At 27.6% G+C, this 21,904-nt stretch carries 38 protein-coding genes; all 38 read right to left on the reverse strand.

What is annotated here, in order from left to right; all coding sequences use genetic code 11:
* Positions 1-2: 2 nt before the first annotated feature.
* Positions 3-356: a hypothetical protein gene (locus tag GQ540_RS03820; RefSeq protein WP_291797591.1), complete on the reverse strand. Its 354-nt coding sequence runs from the start codon at positions 354-356 to the stop codon at positions 3-5.
* 127 nt (positions 357-483) lie between these two features.
* Entirely contained in the window at positions 484-765 is a 282-nt protein-coding gene (locus GQ540_RS03825) for a hypothetical protein (protein WP_291797594.1), read from the reverse strand.
* Positions 750-1,448: a hypothetical protein gene (locus GQ540_RS03830; RefSeq protein WP_291797597.1), complete on the reverse strand. Its 699-nt coding sequence runs from the start codon at positions 1,446-1,448 to the stop codon at positions 750-752. The genes GQ540_RS03825 and GQ540_RS03830 overlap by 16 nt, the downstream gene beginning before the upstream one ends.
* On the reverse strand, positions 1,448-1,654 hold the full coding sequence (locus GQ540_RS03835) for a hypothetical protein (protein WP_291797600.1): 207 nt from the start codon (positions 1,652-1,654) through the stop codon (positions 1,448-1,450). The genes GQ540_RS03830 and GQ540_RS03835 overlap by 1 nt, the downstream gene beginning before the upstream one ends.
* Positions 1,651-1,914: a hypothetical protein gene (locus GQ540_RS03840; RefSeq protein WP_291797603.1), complete on the reverse strand. Its 264-nt coding sequence runs from the start codon at positions 1,912-1,914 to the stop codon at positions 1,651-1,653. Before GQ540_RS03840 ends, GQ540_RS03835 begins: the two co-directional genes overlap by 4 nt.
* Positions 1,911-2,486, reverse strand: coding sequence for a hypothetical protein (locus tag GQ540_RS03845; protein ID WP_291797605.1), 576 nt, complete (start codon positions 2,484-2,486; stop codon positions 1,911-1,913). Before GQ540_RS03845 ends, GQ540_RS03840 begins: the two co-directional genes overlap by 4 nt.
* 29 nt (positions 2,487-2,515) lie before the next feature.
* Positions 2,516-2,755 carry a hypothetical protein gene (locus GQ540_RS03850; protein ID WP_291797608.1) on the reverse strand — a complete coding sequence of 80 codons (240 nt, stop codon included), beginning with the start codon at positions 2,753-2,755 and terminating at the stop codon, positions 2,516-2,518.
* Positions 2,756-2,802: 47 nt separating this feature from the next.
* Positions 2,803-2,997, reverse strand: coding sequence for a hypothetical protein (locus GQ540_RS03855; RefSeq protein ID WP_291797611.1), 195 nt, complete (start codon positions 2,995-2,997; stop codon positions 2,803-2,805).
* 21 nt (positions 2,998-3,018) lie between these two features.
* Positions 3,019-3,207, reverse strand: coding sequence for a hypothetical protein (locus GQ540_RS03860; protein ID WP_291797614.1), 189 nt, complete (start codon positions 3,205-3,207; stop codon positions 3,019-3,021).
* Positions 3,201-3,944 (reverse strand): hypothetical protein, encoded by a 744-nt coding sequence (locus GQ540_RS03865; RefSeq protein WP_291797617.1) that lies wholly within the window; start codon positions 3,942-3,944, stop codon positions 3,201-3,203. Before GQ540_RS03865 ends, GQ540_RS03860 begins: the two co-directional genes overlap by 7 nt.
* A gap of 50 nt (positions 3,945-3,994) precedes the next feature.
* Positions 3,995-4,174 carry an FmdB family zinc ribbon protein gene (locus tag GQ540_RS13205; protein ID WP_367205915.1) on the reverse strand — a complete coding sequence of 60 codons (180 nt, stop codon included), beginning with the start codon at positions 4,172-4,174 and terminating at the stop codon, positions 3,995-3,997.
* Positions 4,174-4,527: a hypothetical protein gene (locus tag GQ540_RS03870; protein WP_291797620.1), complete on the reverse strand. Its 354-nt coding sequence runs from the start codon at positions 4,525-4,527 to the stop codon at positions 4,174-4,176. Before GQ540_RS03870 ends, GQ540_RS13205 begins: the two co-directional genes overlap by 1 nt.
* 71 nt (positions 4,528-4,598) lie before the next feature.
* Entirely contained in the window at positions 4,599-5,561 is a 963-nt protein-coding gene (locus GQ540_RS03875) for a metallophosphoesterase (RefSeq protein ID WP_291797623.1), read from the reverse strand.
* Complete coding sequence (locus GQ540_RS03880) at positions 5,561-5,746, reverse strand: hypothetical protein (RefSeq protein ID WP_291797626.1); 186 nt, start codon at positions 5,744-5,746, stop codon at positions 5,561-5,563. Before GQ540_RS03880 ends, GQ540_RS03875 begins: the two co-directional genes overlap by 1 nt.
* Complete coding sequence (locus GQ540_RS03885; protein ID WP_291797628.1) at positions 5,727-6,995, reverse strand: AAA family ATPase; 1,269 nt, start codon at positions 6,993-6,995, stop codon at positions 5,727-5,729. Before GQ540_RS03885 ends, GQ540_RS03880 begins: the two co-directional genes overlap by 20 nt.
* A 3-nt stretch (positions 6,996-6,998) precedes the next feature.
* A complete protein-coding gene (locus GQ540_RS03890; protein ID WP_291797631.1) occupies positions 6,999-7,418 on the reverse strand; it encodes a hypothetical protein in 420 nt (139 codons plus the stop codon).
* The gene (locus GQ540_RS03895; RefSeq protein WP_291797632.1) at positions 7,419-8,306 is read right to left on the reverse strand and encodes an NUMOD3 domain-containing DNA-binding protein; all 888 of its coding nucleotides are present in this window, start codon (positions 8,304-8,306) and stop codon (positions 7,419-7,421) included.
* 56 nt (positions 8,307-8,362) lie between these two features.
* Positions 8,363-8,944 carry a hypothetical protein gene (locus tag GQ540_RS03900; RefSeq protein ID WP_291797635.1) on the reverse strand — a complete coding sequence of 194 codons (582 nt, stop codon included), beginning with the start codon at positions 8,942-8,944 and terminating at the stop codon, positions 8,363-8,365.
* Positions 8,944-9,111: a hypothetical protein gene (locus GQ540_RS03905; protein ID WP_291797638.1), complete on the reverse strand. Its 168-nt coding sequence runs from the start codon at positions 9,109-9,111 to the stop codon at positions 8,944-8,946. The genes GQ540_RS03900 and GQ540_RS03905 overlap by 1 nt, the downstream gene beginning before the upstream one ends.
* A 569-nt stretch (positions 9,112-9,680) precedes the next feature.
* On the reverse strand, positions 9,681-10,520 hold the full coding sequence (locus tag GQ540_RS03910; RefSeq protein WP_291797641.1) for a hypothetical protein: 840 nt from the start codon (positions 10,518-10,520) through the stop codon (positions 9,681-9,683).
* Positions 10,517-10,708, reverse strand: coding sequence for a hypothetical protein (locus GQ540_RS03915; protein WP_291797644.1), 192 nt, complete (start codon positions 10,706-10,708; stop codon positions 10,517-10,519). The genes GQ540_RS03910 and GQ540_RS03915 overlap by 4 nt, the downstream gene beginning before the upstream one ends.
* The gene (locus tag GQ540_RS03920) at positions 10,708-11,877 is read right to left on the reverse strand and encodes a hypothetical protein (RefSeq protein WP_291797647.1); all 1,170 of its coding nucleotides are present in this window, start codon (positions 11,875-11,877) and stop codon (positions 10,708-10,710) included. The genes GQ540_RS03915 and GQ540_RS03920 overlap by 1 nt, the downstream gene beginning before the upstream one ends.
* Positions 11,878-11,887: 10 nt before the next feature.
* Entirely contained in the window at positions 11,888-12,091 is a 204-nt protein-coding gene (locus GQ540_RS03925) for a hypothetical protein (RefSeq protein ID WP_291797649.1), read from the reverse strand.
* Positions 12,092-12,649: 558 nt separating this feature from the next.
* Entirely contained in the window at positions 12,650-13,420 is a 771-nt protein-coding gene (locus GQ540_RS03930; protein ID WP_291797652.1) for a hypothetical protein, read from the reverse strand.
* Positions 13,421-13,561: 141 nt separating this feature from the next.
* Positions 13,562-14,635, reverse strand: a complete 1,074-nt coding sequence (locus GQ540_RS03935) for a hypothetical protein (RefSeq protein WP_291797655.1) — start codon at positions 14,633-14,635, stop codon at positions 13,562-13,564.
* A gap of 21 nt (positions 14,636-14,656) precedes the next feature.
* Positions 14,657-14,968 (reverse strand): hypothetical protein, encoded by a 312-nt coding sequence (locus GQ540_RS03940; protein WP_291797658.1) that lies wholly within the window; start codon positions 14,966-14,968, stop codon positions 14,657-14,659.
* 8 nt (positions 14,969-14,976) lie between these two features.
* Positions 14,977-15,972, reverse strand: coding sequence for an SPFH domain-containing protein (locus GQ540_RS03945; RefSeq protein ID WP_291797660.1), 996 nt, complete (start codon positions 15,970-15,972; stop codon positions 14,977-14,979).
* On the reverse strand, positions 15,959-16,222 hold the full coding sequence (locus GQ540_RS03950) for a hypothetical protein (RefSeq protein ID WP_291797663.1): 264 nt from the start codon (positions 16,220-16,222) through the stop codon (positions 15,959-15,961). Before GQ540_RS03950 ends, GQ540_RS03945 begins: the two co-directional genes overlap by 14 nt.
* Positions 16,222-16,788: a hypothetical protein gene (locus tag GQ540_RS03955; protein ID WP_291797666.1), complete on the reverse strand. Its 567-nt coding sequence runs from the start codon at positions 16,786-16,788 to the stop codon at positions 16,222-16,224. Before GQ540_RS03955 ends, GQ540_RS03950 begins: the two co-directional genes overlap by 1 nt.
* A gap of 15 nt (positions 16,789-16,803) precedes the next feature.
* A complete protein-coding gene (locus GQ540_RS03960; protein WP_291797668.1) occupies positions 16,804-17,040 on the reverse strand; it encodes a phosphopantetheine-binding protein in 237 nt (78 codons plus the stop codon).
* Positions 17,040-19,433, reverse strand: a complete 2,394-nt coding sequence (gene dnaE, locus GQ540_RS03965; RefSeq protein ID WP_291797671.1) for a DNA polymerase III subunit alpha — start codon at positions 19,431-19,433, stop codon at positions 17,040-17,042. The genes GQ540_RS03960 and dnaE overlap by 1 nt, the downstream gene beginning before the upstream one ends.
* A 92-nt stretch (positions 19,434-19,525) precedes the next feature.
* Positions 19,526-19,723: a hypothetical protein gene (locus GQ540_RS03970; protein ID WP_291797673.1), complete on the reverse strand. Its 198-nt coding sequence runs from the start codon at positions 19,721-19,723 to the stop codon at positions 19,526-19,528.
* Positions 19,724-20,056 (reverse strand): KTSC domain-containing protein, encoded by a 333-nt coding sequence (locus GQ540_RS03975; protein ID WP_291797676.1) that lies wholly within the window; start codon positions 20,054-20,056, stop codon positions 19,724-19,726.
* A 226-nt stretch (positions 20,057-20,282) separates the two neighbouring features.
* Positions 20,283-20,654, reverse strand: coding sequence for a hypothetical protein (locus GQ540_RS03980; RefSeq protein WP_291797679.1), 372 nt, complete (start codon positions 20,652-20,654; stop codon positions 20,283-20,285).
* 122 nt (positions 20,655-20,776) lie between these two features.
* Positions 20,777-21,214, reverse strand: coding sequence for an HNH endonuclease signature motif containing protein (locus GQ540_RS03985; RefSeq protein WP_291797682.1), 438 nt, complete (start codon positions 21,212-21,214; stop codon positions 20,777-20,779).
* On the reverse strand, positions 21,215-21,418 hold the full coding sequence (locus tag GQ540_RS03990; protein ID WP_291797685.1) for a hypothetical protein: 204 nt from the start codon (positions 21,416-21,418) through the stop codon (positions 21,215-21,217).
* A gap of 9 nt (positions 21,419-21,427) precedes the next feature.
* On the reverse strand, positions 21,428-21,733 hold the full coding sequence (locus GQ540_RS03995; protein WP_291797688.1) for a hypothetical protein: 306 nt from the start codon (positions 21,731-21,733) through the stop codon (positions 21,428-21,430).
* A partial coding sequence (locus GQ540_RS04000) for a hypothetical protein (protein WP_291797691.1) occupies positions 21,711-21,904 on the reverse strand: 194 nt, incomplete at its 5' end. The genes GQ540_RS04000 and GQ540_RS03995, both read right to left, overlap by 23 nt.

Raw genomic sequence — 21,904 nt, forward strand, 5'->3', positions numbered from 1 at the left:
CTTTAATTCCACCAAGATAATGATTTACGTTCCATAATTTTAAAAATATAATTTAAATCTTGCTTTCTCAACATACTTTCTTTATAAGACAACAAGCTAAATTCTTTTCTTTCTTGAATTTCATCATTTGCAGTTATTACTTTATTTCTAGTTAATAAACATTTTTGAAATTCTTTGTTTTTTGTATTTTCAAAGTCTAATTTGATATTTCCCCATTTTCTATCATGATGTTTAAATACATTTTCATGATACTCATCTTCAATCAATCTATTCAATCCATATATACAATGCTTGATATCATCAGCAACTTTTTCCATACCAATAAAAATTGCATCATATCTATAAAACTTTTCCATTCTGATTAGCTTATATCTAAGATAAACATATAAGTAGTGAGAGTCCCAATCTCTATCATTCCAAAGCATAGGAAAATAATAAATGATATTTTTAATAAAAAACTTTATTTTTCTGAAAAAGTCCATATTAAATCCTTTTTATTTCAGTTTCAATATCTTTTGCTATCATATATAAAACTAAATAACCAGTTAAATCTTTAATAGTATCATCACCTAAATATTCACTTCCTTTTTTTAGTCTATTTATTTTATCATCCATTCTGACAGCTAATTGTTCAACTGCTGTATTTTTACTAAAAATATTTATTGGTTCTAATGCTGAATTACCATAAGCGATATTTTTATCAATTAGGAATTGTTTTATTTCATCACATTTTTTTTCAATCATTACTTTCATATTACACTCCATAAGTTAAGTTCAGGAAAATTAAGTTGATGCGGTAAATTATTTTTTATTATATAAATATCTCTATAAATAGCAGCACTTTTAGCTGTTTTAAATCCAGATTTATCTAATAATATTCTTCTATCTTTATACATGATTATAGAATTAAAAGTTTTATTTTTTCTTTTAATAATACCAATATAACCACTTGTATTATTTTTATATTTTCTCTTGTTTAATACATTAATTTGAACAGTAACAAATCTGCAATTATTAGGCGTATAATCACCATCATTATCTTCTCTATCTATCTGCAATCCTTTTTTATATCCATTAATTAAAGACCAATCATAAAATAATTTAAAATCATTCATCCACTCAGTACAAATAGATATTCCCCTTCCACCATAATTATGATAAGATTTATCTTTTTTATTATAACATCTTTGTTTCATACTTGTCCATACAGAATAAAGTGGGATTTTATTATATCCTGAACATCCATGCTTAAAACTCCTTTCTTTTATTAATTCTTTATTAAGGCACCCACATGATTTAGTATGTCCGTTTCTTAAATTGCTTAATAAAAATTCTTTAACAACTCCACAATCACATTTACATAAAACTCTTCTCCTTCCTTCTTGTTCAACTTCTCCAACAATCATTAATCTATTATATTTATCTCCTTTAATAAATATATTTTTCACTATTTATCCTCACTATATATAATTTCTACAATTTCTGACTCTTTCCAAATAATTATATTTTCAGGTTTATTTTTAAGAGCTTGATTTAAAATACAATCAGCAGAATCTTTTACTTGTTTCTTAACTTGAGCAACTGTACAATCATCACTCCATTTACCACAAACATCAATTTTTAATATAACTTTTATTTTAGCTGTGACACTCACTTTATAACCTTTAATTTTCCTGAAATAAACATTTGAACCAATGTCTGAACAAATAATGCATCTTCTCCATTACCTTCCATATCTTGAGACATTAATGTTCCCATACAACTACATTCAGGAGTCCATATAAATTGATAATCTTCTTCCTTATCATAGTCCTGTATTTCAAGACCATCAAAACTATCATCTTCAAGAAAATTAGTTTTCTTCATAAGATTTAACAAATCTTCTTGTGTTTTTATATATTTGAAATCTGTCATGATATTTGTTTACATTCCCCATTTTTTACATTAAAAATCCTATCTCCGACTATATTACCTTGATTAGTTACTACAATGAATTGTATCTCATATTTATCAGATAACATTTGCATAACATTACTAAAATTTTCTTGCTCAATATTGCCATTTAACGATCCAGTTGGTTCATCTAAAAACATAATTTTTCTAGCTTTCTTTTCAAGATGTAAGAAAGCTACCCTACATCCAAAGCTGGCAATCTCAGCAACTCCAAATCCACCATCGAACATCCCACATTCATTTCCATCATTAATAATATAACACTCACATTCAGTTTTGTTTCTTTTTTGAACAAACTTAATTTTAAACTCTAATTTTTCAGAAAAAACTGCTTGGATTGCAGAAGTAACTAATGTATTAAAATTATCTTCAATCGTTTTCTGAGTTTGTTCAGCTACAATCTGAGTGATAACTCTTGCTTCAGTATGATCTTCTAAATCTTTATTTAGTTCATTATTAATTATACCTTCAGAAACCAATTCAGATTTGATATAATCTTTAGTAGCTTTATCACTAGAAAATTTCTCTTTCATTTCATTGTAGTTGTCAAGTATCATACTAATTACCATTCATATTCAGTTTTAAGTTCTTTATATAAAGTATTTATTTCTATTTTAAGTGAATAAAGTTTTTTAGTATTTTTCTTAACAAAATCTTCCATTTCATCCATAGAGGATAAACCAAGAGATTCTTCGGCTTGTTTAAACAGTTGTTTATTTTCACCTTCAAAAACACCAAGTTCTTTTTTAGCTGATTCAATTTCACGATCAAGCTTGTTTAAATCATTAATTATTTCTTGCATTACTTATCCCCTTGGATTAATTTAAATATATTTGGTGACACTACTTGTCAATTCTTTTTAGCATTATCGTTAAGAGAATGTATTGTTGCACAATTTCTACAAAATAGAAAAACATTTTCATCGTCAATAAGTTCATCATCATCAAAAAATTCAGGATTATGTTTCCATTCCCACATATCATTACAACCACAATTTCCACAAATTAAATGTAATTTTGCCATAACCATTATTTCCCCTTTCATTACTTGATATTACAACTAATTTTATTTAACTAAGCAATCTAATGACCAAGGATGATGATTTACTAATGTTTTGTGTCTATAATCACATTTAGTACATGTTGCTATATATGAACCTGATTGAAATCCATTTTGTTCAAGTTTGATTGAAGCATCACATTTTGGACACTTTGTTCTACCAGAAACAATTTTTCCATTTTTATATCCTAACATAATCTACTCTCTAAATTTAATAATCCAACTACGTTTAATTTATGTGGCAAGTTATTTTCAATGATATATTCATTTCTAACAATTGCAGCCTCTCTTGCTGTTTTAAAACCTGATTTATAAAGTATTTTTTTATTTTTATAATTAATTTGACATGAATATAATTTATTTATTTTATGACATGTAATTCCTATATATCCACTAGTATTATCAATTCTTTTCCTTCTATTTAAACTGTTTATCTGATGTGTCACAAATCTACAATTATCAGGTGAATAGTTCCCATCATTATTTCTTCTATCTATTTCCAACCCTTTTTTATATCCATTATCTAAACACCATTTATAAAACTTTGTAAAGTCTTTTCTCCATTCATCACAAACAGTTATCCCCCGACCACCATAATTATGATAATCTTTATGTTTTTTATAATAGCACCTTTGTTTCATACCCATTAATACACTATATATTTTATCAATATTACCAACTTTTGCAAATCCATGTTTTGTATTTCTTTTTATTATTTGTTCTTTATTAAAACAACCACATGATTTAGTTACCCCTTTTATTAAATTTCTTATTGGAGTTTTCTTTTCATTACCACAATCACATTCAACTAATGCTAATAATCTTCCATCATTACTCATTTCATCTAATATTTTAACTAATTTTAATCTTCCAAATATACAATTTAAATATTGATTGTAATTTATTCTACTTTTATTTGTTTTTCTTTTCATAATTATACCTCAAAGTTTCATTAAGAATAATTACTTATCGGTAATATTAATTATTTCTTTAATCCGTATGAATTCTTTTCCGAATATCCGTTAATTACAAAATTTGAAGCACTCATAACTTTTTTCATCACAGTCCCACAGTTATTACATTTAAATATTTTATCTTTATTGAAAACCAACTCTTCAATTTCTCTTTCACAGTTTTTACACCTTAGAATATAAATAGGCATTACTTATTATCCTTGTATTGATTAATTGATTCATCATACCATTGCCAGTTATCTACTCCACCAGCTTCAAGAGCATCTAAAAGTTCTAATCTTTCTTGAATATCGTTATTATCTATAGATATTGGATTTTCAAGCCTTTTAATCTTTTCATGAAGATCAAATGTATTATACTGAAATGCTTTTAACTCTTCATTAAGATCTTTAATTTTTGATTTATACTCTTCACATAAATCATAATTATCAATTTTCAACTTTTTAAATTCTTCATTCTTACAATTTAAACCATTAAGTGTATTCTCTATTTGTTCAGTTGCCCACTTCAATTGTTTTATAGATACTCCATTAGGATACATCCTTTCAAACAGATCTTTTTGTTTAGGGGTACAAAGATTTAAAATACTGTTCATGTATTCTGTTTTATTCATTATCTTAAACCCATATTTTTATAAATGATATCAGAATGTACTTTACTAATCTTATTTTCTTCTAAATAAGTTTCCATATTATCTTCAAACTTAATAGTTGTTTTGTCTTCATTGAGTAATGAATTATAATAATCTTTTATTTTCTCATTGTCAATCTTTTTATTTCTTTCATCTTCAATTTCTTGAATACTAAAAACTTCACTTGATGGATCAATAGGAATGTCAAATGATTCACATTCTCTTGTTTTCGTATCAAATATAACACATCTTGGTTTATGATCAAGTTGTTTAGAATTCATCCTCATTAAACTACCAAGATTAAATAAGTGTTTATTTCCATAATGATGATCAAATGATTGGTGATTATCTCCGCTGACAATCACATCAAACTTATTTTTTCTTAAAAATATACTTGCATTTTCATATTCTTCTTGTTGTTTCCATAATTTATCTTTAATTACCATAATATGAGCAACTAAAATATTAAAACTATCTGAATTTTTAATAATTGGTATTTCATCATTATAATTCATTCCATAAATATTAATATTTCTATCTATAATAATTGGATCGGTATTATTTAATTGGGTTATAACACCAGAAGAATATAATACTTTAAGTGGTGTATTTTCTAATGAAGTCATTCTATTTCTTTGATCATGGTTTCCAGCAACACTAAAACATTTACCTTTAAATTTAGATAATAACTTAATTGTTTTAGCTATAGTTTCAAATGTAATTCTTTTAATCTGAAATTTTTTAGATTTTAAATCATAATTAACTCTATCATGACTAAAATTAAAAAAATCACCACTCTGAAGCATCATATCACATTTATGTTTATTTCCTAAATCAATACAATAATTAAGTTTAGTGAATTGTTTATTATAATAATCATCAATTCTATGTAATGGTGCTTTTTCATCTATATGTAAATCTGATGGGGGTATTAGTATTTTCATTATTTTCCCTTATATGCCAAGCCTAATTTACGTCTAAATTTACTTGCTTGTCTAATAGTTGGTTCAATACAAGCATTGTCACATGCTCTAATACAAGCATTGTTCTCAAACACTTGTTTGTTTAATAAAGTTCTACCTTTCTTCCCTGTATCTAAATCTGCCCAATTAATCATTGGTAATGTCATTACAATCTCCTGTTTTATTTCCACAAATAGGGCATATCCCCATATCTTTAATATAATCTACCTTTTCAATTTCTTTAATTTCAATCAAATGGTTTAGATTTCCACAATCTCCTGCATTGCTTTCTAATGTATACAATATTTTTTCTATACTGTCAACATTATTCTTTAAAGAAATATAATCTTTTATTGATTTATTGATTCTATTTTTATGATTTTCAATACCAAGCCAATCAGTGATGTTTTCCATCTCTTCACTTAAATATTTAACCCTATCATAAATAGTTTGACAATTCTTTAATTTCTTCTCTAATTTAGAGAACTCTACTAAGTTTGAATTGATTAAGGCACTCTGCCCTTCCAAATCAATAATTGTCTTAATCTTATCTATTCTACCGATGTTTTCATTGATACAAGATATTATTTTATTAACTTGGTTACTGTCTTGCTCCAGCATTTGATATTTATCTATTTTATCCTTGTTCACTTTTAGTTTCTGTTCACTTTTTATGAACAAGCTCAATTTATGAACAGTGATATTATTTTTATTTAAATCTGCTGATATTTTATCGCATAGATTTAAATCATCTTCTAACTTGTTATGAATTTTAATAAAATCATCTAATTTAGTAATAAGTACTTGCACTTTATCAAGATTTTCATACTTTAATAAGCTTTTATTAAAATCCTTTATATTGCTATTACTTATTTTAATCTTAGAATCAATTCTTTTTATATTAGCATCTGCTTCTATTTGAGTTTGATCAATAATAGAAAGATCAGTTGCTCTATTTATCATCCTTGCTCTTTCAGATGACTTTTCATTAATAAAAAAATACTTATGTTCTTGATCCCTAAAACTATAATCTTCTAAAGATAGGAAATCCTTTACTTCATCTGGTGGATTATGACCAAAAGAATTTAGAGAATCTTCAATAGTAGGAATATTATAATCATTGATTGTATTACTTTTATTTCTTTGTCTATTGACAGTGCCATCAGGAAAACCTTCATCTCCTTCAAATACAAGATCAATATTTGTAATCTCTTTTGTTTTCTTTTTCTTTGCTAAATCCCACGGCATGTAGCGACTGTATCTATTAGGTGAATTATTTAAAACTATATCTACTGCTCTAAAAATAGCAGATTTGCCCATATTTGAAGATCCAGATATAATATTAACATTTGGATGTAAAATCAATTCTGTATTTTTATGATTTTGAACATTTTTTATCTTAATAGTTTTAAGCATTATTTAATCTCTATCTAAAGTATTAGCATAATCAACTAATTCATTACAAACAATAACCCTATCTGTATTTCTAACAACTTCAATACTTTGTGATTCATTCCATCCTATATATTCTTTTGTTTTTTCATCTCTAGTTATATTTTTAGCTAGCCAAGACCCCTTATGTTTTTCACAATAAGGATAGATACATACCCCTTCATCATCTACAAATGTAGGGCCACACCCCTCACATAAAACTTGCCAACCACAACCTTCTTTTAATTTTTCACCATTACCCATATATTTAAAATCTCCAAAATCTTTACCAAACATATCTATTGAACATTGCTTGCAAAATTCAGCCATTGTATTTAATCCTTTTATTTTTTCTAAACAATCACCGTGAATTAATCTTATTGTTTTTCTCTTATATGTTAAATTCATTTAATCCTCTATATACCAAAAAGATAATCCTTTTGTTGTTTTTTGTCTATTATGTAAAACATTACATATTCCTTGACTTAATACTCCAGTATCTTCTCTTACTTCTAAAATACTTAAATATATTTTACCATTAGAACAACCTATTTTTTTACCATTCATTAATGATTTTGCTCTTTTAATAGCATATTTTTTATCAATTTTCATACCTTTAATTGGACTTGGTTTACCAATTCTTGATTTAGATATTTTTATTTTTGTTTCTTCTGAAAGTTTTCTACCTTTACAAGACTCAGAAAGATTTTTTTTATGTTCTTCGGAAAAATGCTTACCATAAGCCCAATGATTTTCTTTTGTATTTACCTTAGACATTATATCTCTTGTTTTCTTTGTATGTTTTCTACCATAATTTCCATTATTTTTACCACTTGAAGCTATTGAAATTTTCTTCTTTGTTTCTTCTGAAAGTTTAGATCCAGTTCTTAATTTTGATAATTTCAATCTTACTTCTTTTGTATGTGTTTTTCCATACATACCATTTTTTTCACCAATCAATAATCCTTTTCTCTTTTCTGACATTCTCTTTTTAACTTCATCACTAAAATATACATTTGAATTTCCACCAGATATTAAATTATATCCATATGGAGAAATAGTATTTAATTTATCAATCCAATATATTTCTCTACTATTTAATTCATCAACTTTACACTCTTCTAATACATCAAATATAAAATTATTAACTCCATATTTAATTATAGATTTTTTTATAGAAGATTTATATTTAGTTTTTTTATTTTTATGTTCAGTTAATCTTCTTTGTATATTTATACTCTGTCCAATATAACATTTTTTAGTTATTTTATTTTCAATACAGTAAATTCCTATCATAATATGTCTCCAAGTATTTTTAATATACTTATCGACATATTATAGAATTACTTTAATCATTCAAGACCCAACCTGAAAACTGACAAAAAATATGCATCAGCTAAATCATATTCTGTCTTTTTAGGTAATTTATTATCTAAAATATACTTATCTATAACACACTTTGCTTTCTTTGGCAAGCGATTATATGTAACTATTTTAACCCATTCCTTACCATACTTTTCTTTCAAATCCTTCTTTGCTTGTTTAACTTCTGGAACTATTGGTTTTCTCCATTCAGTAACCGGAACTATTCCAATGCAAATAGGCTTAAACATATCATATATAAATGTTCTACAATACCAAAAATTTCCTTGGATAATATCCTTCATTCCAGATTGACCACCATAAGCCAATCCTTCAATAACTATTCCTTTAAGACCATAACCATAATTTTCATAAATAAAAGATTCCATTTCTAAACTATTATATATTAATAGTTCTTCATCATTCTTAACAGGATAAGGTAATTTTTTATTTGATTTTAAATCATTTGGTTTTGATTTAATAACTTTAAGATCAACTATATTCTTTCTATGATCTATACAAACTAAACCTGATGATCTCAAACTAAGGTCTATTCCTATTATCCCAGTCATTATACTATCACCTTAGCAGGATTAACAATTAACTTTGATCCTTTAGGGCCAAATCCAGAAACTTTTCTACCTTTCAAATAATTTTTTATTAACATATTAGATAATTTTCTTCTGGTCTTATATGCTTCAAAAGTTTCACCTTCCATTCTCTTCGCTGTATTTTCCATTATCAATCCTCTTTATATTTTTTTATTTCAGTTTGTATTTTATTTACATCATCGTTCGGTGCCTAATACTCTGGATAGTCATAAGCGCTTAAACACTCTGCACACAGAGCATGTTTTTTCCATTGGTGGTTTTTAGCGACCCATTTTTCTTCTTTCAAAAACTGTCCGCAATCGTGGCATTTATCATGGTATTGGCTCCGAACTATGCGGTCAACTTGACCCAATAGGGCTACGCCTTTTGAGGTTTCTGCCAAGTCAGATAATCGCCCTATTATTGTGCCACTGTCATTTCTTACCATACCGTTTTCTTGTACTGTAAAACCTGCAATGTCGTATGTTGTGCATGTGTCACACATGTTATTTCCTTTCTTATATCTTAATTGTTCCACTGATTATGGACGTTAGCGAGAAAAGCAGATACCCATCAGAACAGCTCCAAAAAATGCACCATAAATAGCAAAATAGGAAGGCGAAACTATCAAGTTATACTTTTCACAGTATACACCACCGACCATGTAAATTACTGAAACGATAATAATTAATAAATATTTCATAATTTTCTCCCCCTCCTAGCAAAAATTTTCACGAAATTTATCAAGTTTATCTCCTGTTACTAAACTTCTAAAGCCATAACGATTACAAACACTTATATAATCTTTAATGTCTAATTTTTCAAAATCCTTTATCTTTGGTGTTAATGTACCCTTAAATGGTAGTTTTGTCAATGTTTTATTTCTTTCTTTAATTAGTGGAGCAGTCATTAATATATTTCTAAATGTTTTTGATGCTGGTTTCATTTTGCCATGCATAAATTTTATAGCTGTTTTTTCTTTAACCCCTGAAACACCTTCTACATTATCACTCAAGCAACCACCTAATTGTTTAACTTCCTCCCATTCTTTAGGAGTACATCCAAATTCAGTCATTAAATCATTTTTAGTATAAACTCTCTCTTTAAAATTCATCATGCTGCAATGATCAAGAAGTTGATATCCATCCTTATCATTAGATAATACTAAATAAGAATCTGGTTTATTTTTAACTATTGATGCTATTAAATCATCACCCTCATACCATTCTTGCATGAAATTATTTCTAAATCCAAGATCAGGTATAATTTCATCTTTTAATCTTTCAAATTGTGGAAAAGCAATTGATTCAAGTTCAAGTTGTTCATCAGTTTTATCTTTATTCCTTTTATGTTTATATGGTGTATACATCAATCTTCTTTTAGATCGTCTTGAATCCCATATAAATATAAAATCATTTATTTTAAGATTATTGGCAACTTTAATAATCTTATTTATAAAGTTGAAGATAATACCTGATTGTTGATTATTATAACTAAGACCTTGAAGGGCAAACATTCCGGTGTAACACATGTAATTACAATCAACTATTATCTTCATTTAATCTCCTTAAACTTTTCATAAAATTCTTTTCTTTCCCTAACATAAATAACTCCACTTGATACATCATTCCCAAATTGTGGAGAATACATGACCATTATTTGACCATCTCTATCATTTGTTGCATTTACAACTTCATCTAATTTGTAATAAACATGATCTGTTTTTATATTAAAGAATTTTTTCACTATGAAAACCTCTTCTTTCTTTTTAATTTCATAGAATCTTCGATGTAGCTCCAAGAAACACCAACAATTTCATCAAGGTCTTCTTCAAGATTATTATTTTCAATATAATCAATTAGTTGATCTTTAGCTTTCCCATCTGAATTTGAAGTAAAATCCATATCAAATTCAGGAGCCTTGATTGTTTTTCCTGCTTTTTTCCAAATATTATTCTCTAAAAGAAAATCAATATTTGCTCCAATATTATCAATACCAAAAGAATCAAATATATCAAATTCAATAGTTCTCTTTTTACCTGTCATTTTATTCTTAGAAACATCAAGTTTGGTTCTTTGACCAATAACTTTCTTATATATATCATCTTTATGAGATGCTTTTTTAGACAACCACCATTGATGTGTTGAATAAAAATATGGTGCTTCTCCACCACTGGTTGCATGTTTCTTTTCAAATGGCCCTGCATTTATTTTTTGTCTCAACTGTTGTAAAATATTAACTGATGAATCAGTATTTTTAACTTCTTTCTTAATCATTCTAAGTATTTGACCAAGAATTTTTGCTTTTTCAGTATTAAAACTGCCTTTAAGCTCTTTTATATGTTCAGGAGATTTTGCATCACGAACAGCTTCTTTATATTCCTTTTCTATTTCTTCATCTGTTGATAAAGCATCAAGTGAATCAAGAACCCATATGAACTTAATACCCTCATTTGATTTCATAAGAATATTACTTTTAAACTCTTGAATAGTATTTGAGTTGATTGGAATGCCATTTTTATCATAACGTGGAGAAATGATTCTATTTTTAAGCTTATCTCCAAATAAATGAGATATATTAAATTCTGATGCATGTTCAACATCATCAAAAATCAATTCATATTCATCAAATCTAGGGTTGTTTGCTATTGCTGCAAGCATATTATAAACCAAAAATGTTTTTCCACTAGATGAAGAGCCTGGAATAGTATTAATCTTACCCATTCCTGCTCCACCATCAATAGTATCTGTACAAGCAAGATTTAATAATGTCAAACCAGTGGGGATTAATTTATCTTTGTCAACATATTCAATTACATCATCACTTTCATCCATATTTTCAATAGCACCATCAATTTTATCTGCAACTTTTTCAGAATCACTCATCTTATTTCTACTTCCTTTAGGTCTAGGCATTTAATTCTCCTTATGTATTTGCTAACAAATCAACTCTATTGACAATAATAACTTTTCCTGGTTCATTCATATCACAAGATTTTATATCAATTAATTTGAATGAAATTGATCTAGGAATCATTCCTGTATCATTATGAAATCTTTGTAATGATTCCTTAATTTCATTTTCAGTTAATTTAATAGCATCTTCTAATTCATCACGAATAGTCTTCATATTATTTCCTTATTTTTATTTATTATATTATGGTGGAGTAGCCGAGTACCATCCAGTGATCACTTCATCCGGCAATTTACTAGCACCCTCAAGAACTTTCACTCGTTCATGTTGCAACATTTACAGGCTAATTATCTCTTTGGGGTTACATAGGTCGTGCTACACCCCCATAATATAATAACATTTAATTAGAAAAAAGTGAGGGATAGAACTAACCTGTTCTATCCCTCTAGTAGTTTATTAATTGATTTCAAGTCAATCAGTAATTTCCTATAATTGAAAACATTTGAGATCTAAATTTTAGTTTAAATACTGATGCAAACCTATTTGCTATCTCCCTATAATTTTCAAAACATATAAATATTTATACACTTAGAAAATGGTAGGGAGAATGAGAATCGAACTCATACCTTCAGTTTAATAGAACATTAGATCCAATAACATCAATGAGGAAATATAAATTTGTGGGTGCAATAAACTCAATCTGATTCTTTCCAAGTGCCAAACCCTTAGAAAATAAAAATAAGGTTAATGATAAAGCTGACCCAAAAATTATAACTATGAATTAATATATTTAAAAATTGCTTCTCCAATTCGTTTCTTTTCTACAGTAGTGCTATTTGCTCTCATTCGTGCTTGTTTAGCAGCACGAAGAAGATTATCAACATTACCAATAAGTTTTGATTTTTCAGTTGGAGTAATCATACCACACCAAACTTCTTTTGAAAATTTTCCAATATTAACAGTTTCCTTCCATGTTTCAATCTGAGCAGGAAGTGCTTGCCCACCTTCACCATCTTTTGGAAACGCTGGTGGAACTATAACTTTATGTTGCGGCCTTTTTTCAGTTTTTAATGATTCTTCAGGAGTAGATCTTGAATAAGTATTACTACCCTTTGTTTCATCAAGCACCCATTTAATTCCAGGTGAAAGTGTTGGAATTGCATCATATACCTTTCTTAGTTCTTTCATTTCACTTTCAAGACCAAGAAGATATGTTGCTGGAACTTTTTCAGCAAGAACAACCCCATCAACAATAAGATCAGCTACTGCATTTTGGTTTGTTGATTCTTTTTGAAGAATACCATCAAAAGCTTTAATAATACTCTTAGACATATATTCAAGTTTATCACAAACAGTTGTAGTCATTTCTTGACTTTCATCAATTCTGTTCATATATGAATCTTCATCATCAAACATTTTAAGACTTCTTGAAAATCCCATAAATAGATTGTCTTTTTTGAAAGTCTTTATTGTTTCATTAATGATTTTATTTTTAATACCTTTTAAATTTGATTCTACTGCAAGTAATTCATGTAATTTTCCCATCTTAATATCCCCATAATAAGTTTTAAATTAAATTTAATGGTAATAAGCAAGCACTTCTTAGGAATCACCCTACCAGTTTACTTGCCTTTCCCATAAGGATTTCATATCAGATTATTGATTAAATAATCCTTTGGTGAAAACCTATTTTTTACTTAAACTTTTTTTCTTTTTACTACCACCTTCTTTTTGAAGTTGACATTTTGATTTAAGTTCACAAGTATCACATTCATTATACTCATCATAATCATCTCCGAATTTAGCACCAAAAGGACATTCAAGAAGTGGAACATCATCTCCCATACCTTCATCTTCCTTCTTTTTCAATTTTTTTCGAGTCTTTAATGGTTTTTCTTCTACTTTTTCTTCTACTTTTTCCTCTACTTTTTCTTTCTTCTCTTCTATTTTTTCCTCATCTTTTTTAGAATGGGTTTTAACTGAAAACATTTTAACAATATCATCATAATCCATTGGACTGATAATTCCATCAAGAGCAGCAGCAGCATCAATCTCTGCATCAGAAATAATATCACCTTTTTCTCTAGGAACTAATTCATGTCCATCAACAGTCCAATTATCACCAGACTTTTGAGTATTAAAGAAAATTGTAAAACCATCATCATCTGGAGATGCATAAAGTTTCTCCTCTCCAGTACGTTTATTTAATTTAAGCTTTTGAAGTTTATCTTCCATCCAGTTAAAAGGATATTCAAAAATTTGAACTCCTTTTTCTTCAAGTTCACCGCCATCACGAACAATAACATTATAAATAATCCGATGTTGAATAGTGTAATTTTTATAGATTTCTCTACGCTCTTCTTTAATCTTAGTTAAAGCAAGCTCACTATCCCGTTGTTCACAAATTGGACAATCTAAACCATACATTTCACTTGGACATACAATCCTTAAATTCTGTGGCCCTACATTTGTATGGATAAAAACATTCATACAGTATGTTGGATCACCTTCTTTAAGCTTTGAAATTGAAACTCCAGGCTTGCTAATTTTTGGATAGGTTGGAAAGTTATTACCAACTTCAAAAGGAACAATGTCAAACATATGTTCATTACCTTTTTCAGTAATTTCAGGTATCCACAATTCCATTCCTTCCGGTAGATTGAAATAAGTTACAAATCCTGAATCCTTATCCCCCATTTTTTCATTTTCTTCCATTCTTTGTTTAAGTGCTTCTTTAGCTTTTTTTCTGTCAAACGCCATTGTGTATCTCCCTATTTATTGTTAGTTATCTATTGTACATTCATCTACTATTTTTTTACCACAATCTGCTGTGATTGTCAACCAATTATTTCCATCTTTCAAACTTGCTGTACAACTATCATAATTAAATATATTTCCCGATTCTCCACAAGACAATCCAATTATTTTTATTCCAGGGTAAATTGGATCAACAAACCTCTCCATATTATCTCTTGCATAATTTGTTTTGTCAATATTTGTTTTGTCAATATTATTTATTTTTATATTGACAGCTATTATCAAAGTAATAATAAATAATATAAAAATAAATAAAGTGGACTCTTCACCATTCATTATATAACCTATTTACCAATATCAAGAATGAATCCAGCACCATTTGGAGGCATCATTGTTGGAAGTACACCATTCCATCTTTCTGCCTTTACAAGAGCAGCTTTAGCGTAATAAACTGAGTTAGATACTTCAACTTGTTTCTTTCGTGCTTCAGCAGCTTTAGCAAAGTTTTCTGCTGATTTTTTATCAGCTAATGATTGAGCAATTTTCTTTTCATTAATTTTATCTTGAGCAAGTCTTTTATTATCTTGATCCTTAATATTAAGAGCAGACTTAAAATTATCATTAATAGAATCTTGAATTGTTGCATCTTCATAAGCAAGACCTCCAATTAATCCAAATGTATCAATTGTTACACCAGTTTTAGCAAAAAATGCAACTATATTCTTTTTTGAATCATCGACAATGTCACCTTTCATTTGTCTAGCACCTTTAACTTCTTTTACAATTACTTTACCAGCTTTATTATAAATATTTGGAGATCCTTCAAGATTATATTTAGCAAATGATCTTGATAAATCTTCAGTTGTTTTAGATTTAACAACTTGAGCTAAAATAGTTGTTAAATTACCAGAAGGATAATTATATAAAAACAATGCAGTATCTTCTTCTGATACATGACCAGAGATATTAATTCCTACCTTAAACCCAATTGAATCATTAGACTCAACTTTAATTCCACTTGCATCTTCCCAAGTAAAAGTAATTGGTTTTCTATCAACTGTTATTACACGAACAGTTGGAACCCATTTATAATTCCAATACATTCTACCTGTATTAATCTTTTTAAGTGGTAGATAAATACGTTTTGTAGCAACTTTCTTTTTAGCTAAAAAATCTACAGAATCAAATTTTCCTTGATCTGAAGTAGCACCTTCAAGTGGAATAACAAATGCTGTTTCATTTGGCTTAATCTCTACATACTTATCAACTTTTGCTGGCCCTAAACATGCAACACTTCCAAACAATAACACTCCGGCTAAAACTACATTAATCTTTTTCATTCTTTTTATCCCCATTCTTATTATTAATTATATCCTTTACATGATAAAGGACACTTGTTAATAGAAATATACAACCTATATAATACAACCAATAATTTATATTTGAATTAACTAAATTTGATGATAATCCATAAATAACTTTACTATCTTCTAATTGCATAACTGCTAAACTTGCAGTTGTTGCAGTTGTAAAGAATTTATTAACCCCTAAAAATATTAAACCTATAATTGCAAATAAAATCTTCTTCATTATATAACCTTTTTTTTCTTTCTTGTCAATAGTTTTTCTTTCAAATTATCATTTAAATCATTAGTTGTTTCAGTAAAGCTATTATTACTTAACTCTTTTTTATTAGATTTGTCAAGAACTTTATCAGGTCTGGAATAATATTCATTTAAATATAATCTAATTAAATCATCAATCTTACTTGCTTTAGCCATTAGAGCATAATGAAAATTCTTATATTTATTATCTAATGATTGTGCTTTAGCAAGTTCACCTCTCTTTTCCGATATCTCATTAATGAGATCTTTATACTCTTGTTGGGTAAATACCCAATTTTCTGCTACTTTATCAGTAGGAGATTTATCAAAATCATCAATACTTTCCCATTTCATCTTTGCTTTAAAAGCAAGAGAACCTTTTAATGATTTTAATTTATCTGTAAGATTATCCAACTGAGCAGTATATTTTAAAAATTTATCATTTTCATGATGCCATAACTTGTCATATTCACCAATAAGATAAGACAGGTTTTGTGATTCATCATCTAATGCAAATTTATCTATTCTTAAATCATTATCTGGATCAAGCATATTAATACCATAGTTTTATTTGTTTGTCAAGCGTTTTATTACACTAATAATGTCATCTACATTCTCTACTTTATCCCAATCATAATCAGCAATTTCAAGATCAAATTCTTCTTCCATTACCATAACTAATTCAAATAAATCTAGTGAATCAGCACCAAGATCATCAATAATGTCATCAGTTCCCACAATTGATTTATCTGCCAAATATAAATGTTCTTTAATTATAAATAATATCCTATCTTCAATGTCCATTATTCAAACCCTCCAATTCGTTCCAAAGTAGTTATAAAGTTTTTAATTCCTTTTCTAAATGGCTTACCAAAATCTTCTGGTTTCCAAATAGCAAGTCTTGGATTGACACAATAACATACCCAAAATCCATATTCTTCATTCCAAACAGTTGTTCCATTATATTTCATTATTCCAGTTGGTTCACCTATAAATGTTTGAATAGCTATATTATCAAATGAAAGAACTATCGGCATCCTAACATTTGATTGTTCTTTTGTCAACCATTTTTTTGAACAAGTTTCAATTTCTTCCTTACTTTGAACTCTTTTTGATTTACATTTAACAATACTGGAGATATAAAAATCTTCTAAATCAAATCCATATTTGTCCAATTCATGATTTAATTTCTTTATCTGATGATTATCAAAAAATCTATAATCAGTTTTATTTTTCCAATCAGGACTACCATTTAAAATACCTATATTATATTTTCCAACAACTGGTTTGATAGGATGTGTTTCATAATCTCTTATATCTCTTAAAGAACAGCTATTACAAGCAATATAATTTTTAAAATGCACTTTAATATTATTTTCTTTTGCAAAATTTCTATCTTTAAAATTACAATTGATTAAATCATCTACATTGTAGTCATCTATATCTCCAACTAATGCTGCAAGTTTAGGATACTTTATTTTAGGATTAAATACAATACCTAAGTCAAAATATTTATCTACATCCTCAGTAACTTCACCAGTATAAGCACCGATATCTTTAAGTATAGTTTTTAACTTGCCTTTTATTTTTTCTTCATTTGAAAAGAATCCTTTTTTAAGTTTAATATTTTTAATTTTATCAAGTGTTTTTTTACCAATACCTTTAACTTCTATAAATGGTATATATAATTTCTTATTTCTACAAGTCCATTTTCTTACATCTGATTTTCCAATTCTAGGAAGAACAATTTCAAGTTTCATCCTACCAGCTTCTTTAACTAAATTAATCTTTTGTCCTTCAGATCCGTATGTTAAAGCAGCACATATAAATTCATAAGGGTAATATTGTTTTAGCCATGCTGTAAAATAAGTTATAAATGCATATGATATTGAATGACTCCTATTGAATGAATATCTAGCATGTGCTTTTAACTCTTCCCAAAAATCAAGTGCTTCTTTTTCTGAAAAATAACCAAGATTGTTACAACCATCAATAAATTGTATTTTATATGGCTCAAATTCTTCTTCATTACGCTTTTTACTGATAACTTTTCTAATTTCATCAGCAACACCCATTGACAATCCTGCAATTTTATTAAATATGAACATAATTTGTTCTTGATAAATAACGACTCCATATGTATCCTTAGTTATCTCCTCGTACATATGATGTTTCTTTTTCCATTTTTCACCATTCTTTCGCTTTATATATTTATCGGTTATTCCAGAATCAAATGGGCCTGGGCGACAAATAGCAAGCAGATCTGATAATTGATCTATATTATTTATTTTTGATTGCTTTATCAAATTTGTCAATACCCATGTAGATATTTGAAATAATCCAATAGTTTGACCATTTGATATATTTTTAAAAACTTTTTCATCTTCAAGATTAATTTTATATAAATTTATATTTTTATTATGATTTTTCTTAATTAGTTTTAAAGCACCAGAAATAACAGACCATGTTGATAATCCAAGATAATCAAATTTTAAAAGACCACAATACTCACTATCATTTTTGTCAAAATTAACAGATATTGTTTTATTCCTATTTACTAAATGTGCATTTTTACCACTATTTAAGTCATATTTAGATAAAATAATACCCCCTGCATGGCGACCATAAGACTTTGGCTGGCTCCGCAAGCGCAATGCATGTTTAATTACTTGTGGGTATTTTTGAGCAAATCTTAATCCTTCTGGCTTTTCAAGAGCGTCATCAAGCCCATCAATTATAACTTTTGAAAATTTATTTACTTCAAACAAAGGAACTTCAAATATTCTTGACACATCTCTAATAACTCCTTTATCTTCCATTTTTAAAAAAGTACTTACAGATGCTACCTTGTTTTCTCCGTATAATGTCCTTAGATAGTTTGTTAATTCTTCTCTTCTATCTTTTTCACAATCTACATCAATATCTGGAGGGGAAATCCTGGCAGGATTTAAAAATCTCTCAAAGATTAATTTATGATGTATTGGATCAATATCAATAATTCCTAATAAATAAGATACTAATGATCCAGCAGCACTACCCCTAGCACCAGTCATAATCCCATTTTTTTTACAATATTCAATAGAATCAAAAACAATTAAAAAATATTTAACAAATCCTTTATCTTTAATTACGGAAAATTCATGTTTAAACCTTTTCTTATATTCTTCTATATCTATTTTATTTTCTTGTTTTTGCAATTTTTACCCCATCTTTTAATAATGTCATTATCGTCAAATATATGAAGGTAACAAAAGATGCATTTATCTATGTAAAGAATTTTCATAATTGTTTATTCATCATTAAATTTATTGATTTGAGCTTGAATCATTTGACCTATTGCAATATGACTATTCATTTCAGTCAAAACATTTGCTGTGACTTTCAATATAACAATTTGTTCATAACTAGTCAATGATGAATATGATTTTAACCCATTTAACATCTCAATAACATCACTTGATATATCTGCTATTTTTTTTGGATTCATTTATTCAGCTTTTGAAAATTCAAAATTCTTATTAATATGTGAATGGAAATGTTTTCCAACAGATTCACAAGAACAAAATAAAGCCCAATCACTTTCTAAAAAATTACTATAATGGTATTCTCCACCTTTCTTAAATCTAATAACCAAGACCATTTTTTTTTGATCATATCCAATTTGTTTAATATTTGATGATGTTACATCAAAAAATCTTACACTCATAACTTTCTCCTTTTGTATTGTTTTACTTGGCACATTAGCTTTTCCAAATGCTACATTATATTGACCTGTTGTTAGTTTCATTTGGCTATCATAACCAACTTCATCGTTTTTCATCCCATTCCTCTAATTATCGTTTATATTTTCTTAAAATCCATTCTTCTTATCACTGTCTGAATAACCTTTCTTTCGTTAGGAGTCATTATTGTTCTCCCCTCTAGTGAAGTTGTCCTAATACAAATTTCAAACGACTTAGTAACTTGAGCATTATCCCCTATTGCAATACAGTTTGTTATTTCAATATTATCTAACATATTAAGATATCCTATTTACTTTACCACTTTTAAAATTGTTCATTCCAAGATATTAAATTTCTTTCATATATTTCAAACTTACTTTGTGCTATGTCAATTAAATAATCAGCATATATAGATCTACTACATTTTTTATTAATCAAAGTTTTTAATATTCTTAAAATACTTATCTTTTTTATTATAGTTCTAGGATTATTTTTAAATTTACCAGATAATCTTGAATCTGGATACATAGAACAAAGATCTTTATACCATTGAACATTGCTAGAACAAGCAACTCTTTTACATCTACCTTCACCCCTTTCAGGATCAGGAACAAAACATACTTCAAGTTGATTTTCATACATTTCATTAATCATTTCTTCTAAACTATATATAAGATGATCTGGTATTTTAATCATTTGGAAAATTAATTTTGAATGATGGATCAAATGATCCGCATGCCCAATAACCTAACACATTGCCACATTTTATGCAAGTAAATTGCTCTTCACATGAAACATATAATTATATGTTTCATGATTCACTCCCATAAGTTGTATTGCTTTGTATCTATAATTGCTCTTTCATCTCTTCTTTTTCTACGATGAATAGCTTTACAATTATCAATATGAGAAACTTGTATAAGATGTTCAGGATTTAAACAAAGAGTATTTCTACATCTATGATCAATAACATTTTCAGCAAGAATATCCCCATTAAATAACGCATAGGACACTCTATGAACCCACATTGTAGATTTATATCCTGCTACATTGATACTACCATATCCATTATGATTTCTACCTTCCCATTCCCAACAATTACAAATATTAAAATTAGTAAATCTATTAATTGCTCTTAAACAATTATCAAACATTTCTTCTGAAATGCTGAATGGTCTAATATTTATTTTATTAGCACCAAATCCAAATTCTATATATTCAGGTTTAACAGTGGTATCAACTATTTTTAAAAACATCTATTTGCCAATATCCATCCATCCAGTTACCATTCCAACCAGTGGAATAATACCAATACTATGAATAATTTCTGCTTTATATGGTTCTTTAAAATCGCATTTTGATAATTTATTAATATTCATTACCCAACCTGTTCCAACCACTATTGCAAAAAATAGATAGAATAAACCAGCACACCCAATTAATGACTTTGCATTTGACATAATTTTCTCCTATAACATTTTTTTAGCTTCTGGATATCTTGAAGCATAAGTTCCATTGACTTTACCTAATTTATATTTACCATAATCAGTAAAGACAGTACCATTTTTAAAGTCTTTAACTTTTCCTGTAAAGATAGATTCACCTTTATCAAATTTATCATTACCATAAACTTGACCTTTAATCTTACTGCCAATAATAGAATCAGGATTTAAGTAATTGTTTGCTATATGAGTAGCACCTTTTTTTATAATACTCCAGTTTTCCAATTTCATAATTTCTTCTGACATTTTATTACCCCAATAGATTTTTTTCAAGATTCTTATTAAATTCATCAATAGTGTCAAGATTAAATTTATCTCTAATCATATTAAATAAATTAGTTAAATAGATTGCATCGTTTTCATTTGTTAATTCAAAACTAACACTTCCAACAGTTCCACATGAAACAAGATATTTGTCATCATTTTCAATTACATTATACGAAA

The organism is Lutibacter sp. (assembly GCF_013139515.1).
In the GTDB taxonomy this organism is placed as follows: domain Bacteria; phylum Bacteroidota; class Bacteroidia; order Flavobacteriales; family Flavobacteriaceae; genus Lutibacter.